We start from the raw sequence: 6,487 nt of genomic DNA on the forward strand, positions 1-6,487 counted from the left end.
TCCTATAGGACGTCAACGCTCGGACGTTACGAGCAGTAGGGGGTCGCGCGAGTCCTCGGTGGTATTCAGCGTATTACGGGGGCGGCATCGGTCGAGCCGCGCACGATCAGCTCGGGGTGGAACAGCAGCTCGGTGCGCAGCCCGCGGACTCCGGCGATCTCGGCGACGAGGGTGGCGACCGCGGCCTCGCCCATCGCGAGCACGGGCTGGCGCACCGTGGTCAGGGGCGGGTCGGTGAACGCCATCAGCGGAGAGTCGTCGAAGCCGACGACGGACACGTCGCCGGGCACGCTCAGGCCGCGCGCCCGGGCCGCCCGGATCGCGCCGAGCGCCATCAGGTCCGACCCGCACACGATGGCCGTGTGCCCCGAGGCGATCAGCTCGCCGGCCGCGGCCTGGCCGCCCTCCACCGTGAACAGCGTGGAGACGACGTGCGGCGTGACGTCGTCGATCCCCAGGTGCCGGCGCAGGTTCTCGGCGAAGCCGGCGACCTTGCGCTGGGCCGGCACGAAGCGGTCCGGCCCGATCGCGAGGCCGATCCGGCGGTGCCCGAGGGCGGTGAGGTGGCGCACGGCGAGGTCCATCGCCGCGCCGTCGTCCGTGGAGACGAACGGCGCGTCGACGCCCTCGGCGTACCCGTTGACGAGCACGATCGGCAGGCCCCGGCTGCGCAGCCGGTGATAGCGCTCGCGGCTCGCGGTGGTGTCCGCGTGCAGGCCCGAGACGAAGACGATCCCGTCGACGTCGTGCTCGAGGAGCATCTCGACGTACTCGTCCTCGGTCGTGCCGCCGGGCGTTTGGGTGCACAGCAGCGGGGTGTAGCCGCGCGCCGACAGCATCGTCTCGACAAACTGCGCGAACGTGGGGAAGACCGGGTTGGTCAACTCCGGGACGATCAGGCCGACGAGTCCGGCCGAGCGGTTGCGTAGCTTCTCGGGTCGCTCGTAGCCGAGCGTGTCGAGCGCCGCGAGCACCGCCTGGCGGGTCTCGGCTGAGACGCCAGCCTTGCCGTTCAGCACTCGGGAGGCGGTTGCGGTGCTGACTGCGGCCTGTTAGGCCACGTCGGCGAGTCGGATGCGCACCCGCGAAATCGTAGGGGACACCGGACCCTCCTCGTGTTGTTCGCCGGGTGATCGGCAGCTGTGCTGCTCCGAGCTTCGGGGAGTTCATCATCGCGCGGGTCGTCCTGCAGTCCGAGGAGAACTGGACGGTCGCGATCGGGCTGTACGGGTGGGTCTCCGCGTTGCTCGACCAGAACTGGGGCCTGTTCACCGCGGGTGCGGTCATCGCGGTCATCCCGGTGCTGGTCCTGTTCCTCTTCCTGCAGAAGTACATCGTCGGCGGGCTGACGGCGGGCTCGGTCAAGGGCTGAGGCCTTGCGGGGCGCGGCGCTGAACGTCGGGCCGATCGCCCCGCGCACGTCCCAAATACACCCGTCTCGGCTGCGCCGAACGGGTGTATTTGCATTTGCGCGTCGCTTTTCGCCCGTCGAAATAGGGTCGGACCCATTCCGGGGGTCTACGCTGCGCCGCGCAGACCGTCCAGATACTCCTCGAGCGTCGTCGTCCCCCGGCGGCCCTCGCGCAGCAGGATCCCGCCGCGCGCGATGGCCCGTCCCACCCTGCCCGGGTACGGGACGCGCACGACCTTGCGCGGCGTCCCGCGCGCGGCGAGGACCCGCTCGACGAGTTCGGGGAGCCGCAGGACGCCGGGCCCGCCAATACTCATCGCGCGACCTGCCGGCGGAGCCTCCACGACGTCAGCGAGCGCCTCGCCGACGTCGGCTGCGGCAATCGGCTGGACGGGCCAGTCCGGCACCAGCACGACCGGCCCGACGGTGCCCGTCGCCGCGACCTGGGCGCCGAACTCCATGAACTGCGTCGAGCGCAGGATCGTGCACGGCGGCAGCCCGGTCGTCGCGACCCGCTCCTGGGCGAGCTTGGCCTGGTAGTACGGGTACGGGACGTCGTCAATCCCGACGATCGACACCAGCACGTGGTGCGCGACCCCGGCCGCACGCTCGGCCGTGCGCAGCCGAGCCGTGCCCACCGTGAAGAACTCGGTCGCCTTTCGCCCGCTCAGGGTCACGATGTTGGAGCAGTCCACGACGACGTCGACCGAGTCCATCGCCTCCGCGAGCCCCGCCCCGGTCGTCAGGTCCCCGCCGAAGAAGACCACCGAACCGGTTGCGGAGTCATCGGCCCCGGTTGCTGGGCCCCCAGCCGGCCCAGTTTCGGCGACGCCGCCCGGCCCGAGGGCATGGTGCCGGCTGAGCACCCGGACCTCATGCCCGCGGCGCACCAACGACGTGACGACGTGCCGCCCAACCGTCCCCGTCCCCCCGACGACGAGCACTCTCATATCCGCCCCCCTTCGTCCCCGGTCAGTAAACCCGAACCTACCCCCGCCCTTCCGACCCGACCGGTCACGCGAGTGCGCAGAATCTGCTGCAAAAAGTGCCACTCAAGCAGCAGATTCTGCGCACTCGTAGAGGAGGAGACGGTTGGGGCGGTCTTACCTACCTCGGGCAGGGCAGAACGGTTGGCGTCCACAGGCGGGCGGCCTGCGTGATGGCCAACCTGGCTCGGGTCGGCAAGGTGGCGGCATGCGTCCTGCCCGTCCGCTTCCGGAGCCGCTCGACAGCGCCCCCTTCGGTGTCCGGGACGCTCTTGCGCTCGGCGTGAGTGCGGGCGAGTTGCGACGGATGAGCCTATGCCGCCCGTTCTCGGGCATCCGGATGCCCGCCGACCGAGCCGGGCACCTTCTGGATCGCTGCCGGGCGGCGTTGATCTTCCTGCCCGACGGTGTCGCGTTCAGCCATGTCACAGCGCTGCGGTTGCGGGGAATCGAGCTGCCCTGGCGTCTTGAGAGCGACGAACGGGTACACGTCGTCGTCTCGGCGCGAGCCGATCGGTCGAGGCGGCCGGAGATCGTCGCGCACTTCTCGGGGCGTCAGGACGTCGCCCGGACGTTCGTCGCGGGCCTCCCGGTCACCAGCCCTGCGCAGACCTGGCTGCACCTCTCGGCCGAGCTCGAGCGGGACGAGCTCGTCGTCCTCGGCGACTCGATGCTCCGCCGCAAGACCGCGGCGACGACCGTTCAGGCGCTGGAGAGCGTGACGCGAGCGTCGTCGGGAGTCCGGGGCGCACGCACGGCCCGCAGCGCGCTCCCGCTCATCCGACCCGACACCGACTCCTCGATGGAGTCACGGGCTCGGCTCATCCTGGTCGACGCCGGGCTGCGCTGCCCTGCGGTCAACAAGCCCGTGGTGGACGCGTTCGGCCAGTTCGTCGCGCTGCCGGACCTGAGCTACCCCGACCTCCGGATCGCCATCGAGTACGACGGCGACCTGCACCGCACCGACGCCCGCATCTGGCGCAAGGACAAAGCCCGCCGCGAGGCCCTCGAGGCACTCGGCTGGCGCGTCATCACGCTCACGGCCGACGACGTGCTGCACCACCCGGACCGCCTGGTTCACCTCGTCGCCACCGCGATCCGCACCGCAGCCGCCAGATGACCCGCAGCCCCTGGCCTCCTACCGGGAAGCCCGGCCGGCGAACCAGCCCGGCCGAGCTCACCCCGCGACCCCCGCCCGAGCGATCCAACCCCGCAACCGACCCGAGCGCCGCACCCACCGGTCGTTAGGGTGGCCGATGTGTCCCAGAGTCATCAGCCGAGCGTCCCGGTCCTGCCCGACGCCGAGTCCAGTACGCGCGCGGCCGTGCCCGTCGAGCTGGGCTACTCCCGCGAGGACCGGGCGCGCTGGGTGCTCGAGCAGCCCAAGTCCCGCGGCCGCACCGCCTTCGAGCGCGACCGTGCGCGCATCGTGCACTCCTCCGCGCTGCGCCGCCTCGGCGCCAAGACTCAGGTGCTCGTGCCAGCGAGCGACGACTTCGTGCGGACCCGGCTCACGCACACCCTCGAGGTCGCGCAGGTCGGCCGCGAGCTCGGCAAGGCGCTCGGCTGCGACCCAGACGTCGTGGACACCGCGTGCCTCGCGCACGACCTCGGCCACCCGCCGTTCGGCCACAACGGCGAGCGGGCGCTCGCCGAGGCCAGCTCGGCCATCGGCGGCTTCGAGGGGAACGCGCAGACCCTCCGGCTGCTCACCCGCCTCGAGCCCAAGGTCGTCGCCCCGGACGGGCGCGCGGTCGGCCTCAACCTGACGCGCGCGAGCCTGGACGCGTCGGTCAAGTACCCGTGGCAGGCCGGGCACGGCCCGCTCGACGCGCACGGCACCCCGACCAAGAAGTTCGGCGTCTACGCCGATGACGCCGAGGTCTTCGGCTGGTTGCGCGCGGGCTCCCCGCAGGGCCGCCAGTGCCTCGAGGCCAACGTGATGGACCTCGCGGACGACATCTCCTACTCCGTGCACGACGTCGAGGACGCCGTCGTCGGCGGCAGCCTCGAGCTCGATGTGCTCCAGCGGGACGAGGAGCGCCAGCGCATCGTGGCGTCGGTGCACGCCTGGTACGGGCACGCAGTGGACTCCGGCGGCCTGCTGGACGCGATGGACCGGCTGATGGCGACCCGCCTGTGGGGCCCCGCGTTCGACGGTTCTCGCGCCGCGCTCGCGGGGCTCAAGGACGCCACGAGCCAGCTGATCGGGCGGTTCGCGGGCGCGGCCGAGGCGGCCACCCGTGCGCAGTACGGGCCCGGTCCGCTGACCCGCTACGCGGCCTCGCTCGTCGTCCCGCACGAGACCCTCGCCGAGATCCTCGTGCTCAAGGGTCTCGCCGTGACGTACGTGATGGCGCCCCGCGAGCTGGAGCCGCTCTACCAGCGCCAGCGCGAGATCATCCTCGACCTGGTCGCCGTGATCGCCGATCGCGCGCCGCTCTCGCTCGAACCGCCGTTCGCGGCGGACTGGGCGGACGCGGCCGACGACGGCGCCCGGCTGCGCGTAGTCGTCGATCAGGTCGCCTCGCTGACCGACGTCAGCGCCGGGGCGTGGCACGGACGGATGGTCGCACCGCCGTACCGCTAGGGCCGCGCCTGCCCCGAGCGTCGGCGGCGCCCGCACCCGAGCGTGGGCCGCGCCCAGACCCCAACGCCGGCGCGGAGCGACCTGTCGGGCAACCCGCCTAGACTCGCGCGGTGGCTGGACTCATCCGACGGGAAGACGTGGAAACGGTCCGCGAACGCGCCGCGATCGAGGACATCGTGGGCGCGCACGTGACCCTGAAGTCCGCCGGCGTCGGCTCGATGAAGGGCCTGTGCCCGTTCCACGACGAGCGGTCCCCGTCGTTCCACGTCCGCCCGCAGGTCGGGCGCTGGCACTGCTTCGGGTGCGGCGAGGGCGGCGACGTCATCTCCTTCGTGCAGAAGATCGACGGGCTCACCTTCGCCGAGGCGGTGGAGTACCTGGCCGGCCGGGTCGGCGTCCAGCTCCAGTACGAGGAGGGCGGCGGGCCGCGCTCCGGCGTGGACACCGGCAGCCGTCGGCGCCTGCTCGACGCGCACGCCGTCGCCGCCCAGTTCTACTCCGAGCAGCTGGCCACCCCGGGAGCCGCCGCGGGTCGGGCGTTCCTCGCCGAGCGCGGCTTCGAGCGCTCGCACGCGGAGCAGTTCGGCATGGGCTACGCCCCGCAGGGCTGGGACCTGCTGCGGGGGCACCTGCGCGGTCGCGGGTTCACCGAACCCGAGCTGCTCGCGTCGGGCCTGATGAGCCAGGGCAACCGCGGGATCTACGACCGGTTCCGCGGCCGCCTGGTGTGGCCCATCCGGGAGGTCACCGGCGACGTCATCGGCTTCGGCGCGCGCAAGCTCTACGAGGAGGACCAGGGCCCGAAGTACCTCAACACCCCGGAGTCCGCGCTCTACAAGAAGTCCCACGTGCTCTACGGGCTCGACCTCGCCAAGCGGGCGATCGCCAGCACGCACCAGGTCGTCGTCGTCGAGGGGTACACCGACGTGATGGCCGCGCACCTGTCGGGAGTCCCGACGGCGGTCGCGACCTGCGGCACGGCGTTCGGCACCGACCACGCCCGGATCGTGCGCCGCCTGATCGGCGACTCGGCCGGCGGCGGCATCCAGCTCTCCTCGGGCACGTCGGTGGGCGGGGAGATCATCTTCACGTTCGACGGCGACGCGGCGGGCCAGAAGGCCGCCATGCGCGCGTTCGGCGAGGACCAGAGCTTCTCCGCGCAGACGTTCGTCGCGGTCGAGCCGAGCGGCATGGATCCCTGCGAGCTGCGCCAGGCGCGCGGGCCCGACGCCGTCCGGGCGCTCGTCGCCGGTCGCACCCCGCTGTACGAGTTCGTCATCCGCACCACGCTCGGCACGTACGACCTGAACACCGTCGAGGGCCGGGTCAGCGCGCTGCGCGCCGCCGCGCCGGTCGTGGCCGGGATCCGCGACGCCGGGCTGCGGCCCGAGTACGCCCGGATGCTCGCCGGCTGGATCGGCATGGACTCCGACGACGTGCGGCGCGCGGTGGCCGCCGCGGGCCGCCCGTCGGGCGGGGCGTCCAGCAGCGGCACCCGCC

Annotated in this window: 4 protein-coding genes and 2 pseudogenes; 4 read left to right on the forward strand and 2 right to left on the reverse strand. The window is 72.5% G+C overall.

Annotated features, from left to right (window positions below):
• Positions 1-65: 65 nt before the first annotated feature.
• Positions 66-1,103, reverse strand: a pseudogene (locus tag VIM26_RS05500) (LacI family DNA-binding transcriptional regulator).
• A gap of 50 nt (positions 1,104-1,153) precedes the next feature.
• Between VIM26_RS05500 and VIM26_RS05505 the strand changes: the two are divergent.
• Positions 1,154-1,372, forward strand: a pseudogene (locus VIM26_RS05505) (sugar ABC transporter permease); the annotation flags it as partial.
• A 146-nt stretch (positions 1,373-1,518) separates the two neighbouring features.
• On the opposite strand, the gene VIM26_RS05510 reads toward VIM26_RS05505, so the two are convergent.
• Positions 1,519-2,361, reverse strand: coding sequence for an SDR family oxidoreductase (locus tag VIM26_RS05510; RefSeq protein ID WP_331949344.1), 843 nt, complete (start codon positions 2,359-2,361; stop codon positions 1,519-1,521).
• A gap of 343 nt (positions 2,362-2,704) precedes the next feature.
• Between VIM26_RS05510 and VIM26_RS05515 the strand changes: the two genes are divergently transcribed.
• From VIM26_RS05515 to dnaG, 3 genes are all read left to right on the forward strand, one after another.
• Positions 2,705-3,517, forward strand: a complete 813-nt coding sequence (locus VIM26_RS05515; protein ID WP_331949345.1) for a DUF559 domain-containing protein — start codon at positions 2,705-2,707, stop codon at positions 3,515-3,517.
• A 171-nt stretch (positions 3,518-3,688) separates the two neighbouring features.
• Entirely contained in the window at positions 3,689-4,987 is a 1,299-nt protein-coding gene (locus VIM26_RS05520) for a deoxyguanosinetriphosphate triphosphohydrolase (protein WP_414696449.1), read from the forward strand.
• A gap of 110 nt (positions 4,988-5,097) precedes the next feature.
• Positions 5,098-6,487, forward strand: a 1,390-nt coding sequence (gene dnaG, locus VIM26_RS05525) for a DNA primase (RefSeq protein ID WP_331949346.1), incomplete at its 3' end; no start/stop codon positions are given.

The organism is Pengzhenrongella sp. (assembly GCF_036565025.1).
Lineage (GTDB): Bacteria > Actinomycetota > Actinomycetes > Actinomycetales > Cellulomonadaceae > Pengzhenrongella.

Bases quoted from the DNA above. Each gene is read 5' to 3' on its own strand.
- VIM26_RS05515 (WP_331949345.1), top strand. From the start codon at position 2,705: ATGAGCCTATGCCGCCCGTTCTCGGGCATCCGGATGCCCGCCGACCGA.
- VIM26_RS05510 (WP_331949344.1), bottom strand. From the start codon at position 2,361: ATGAGAGTGCTCGTCGTCGGGGGGACGGGGACGGTTGGGCGGCACGTC.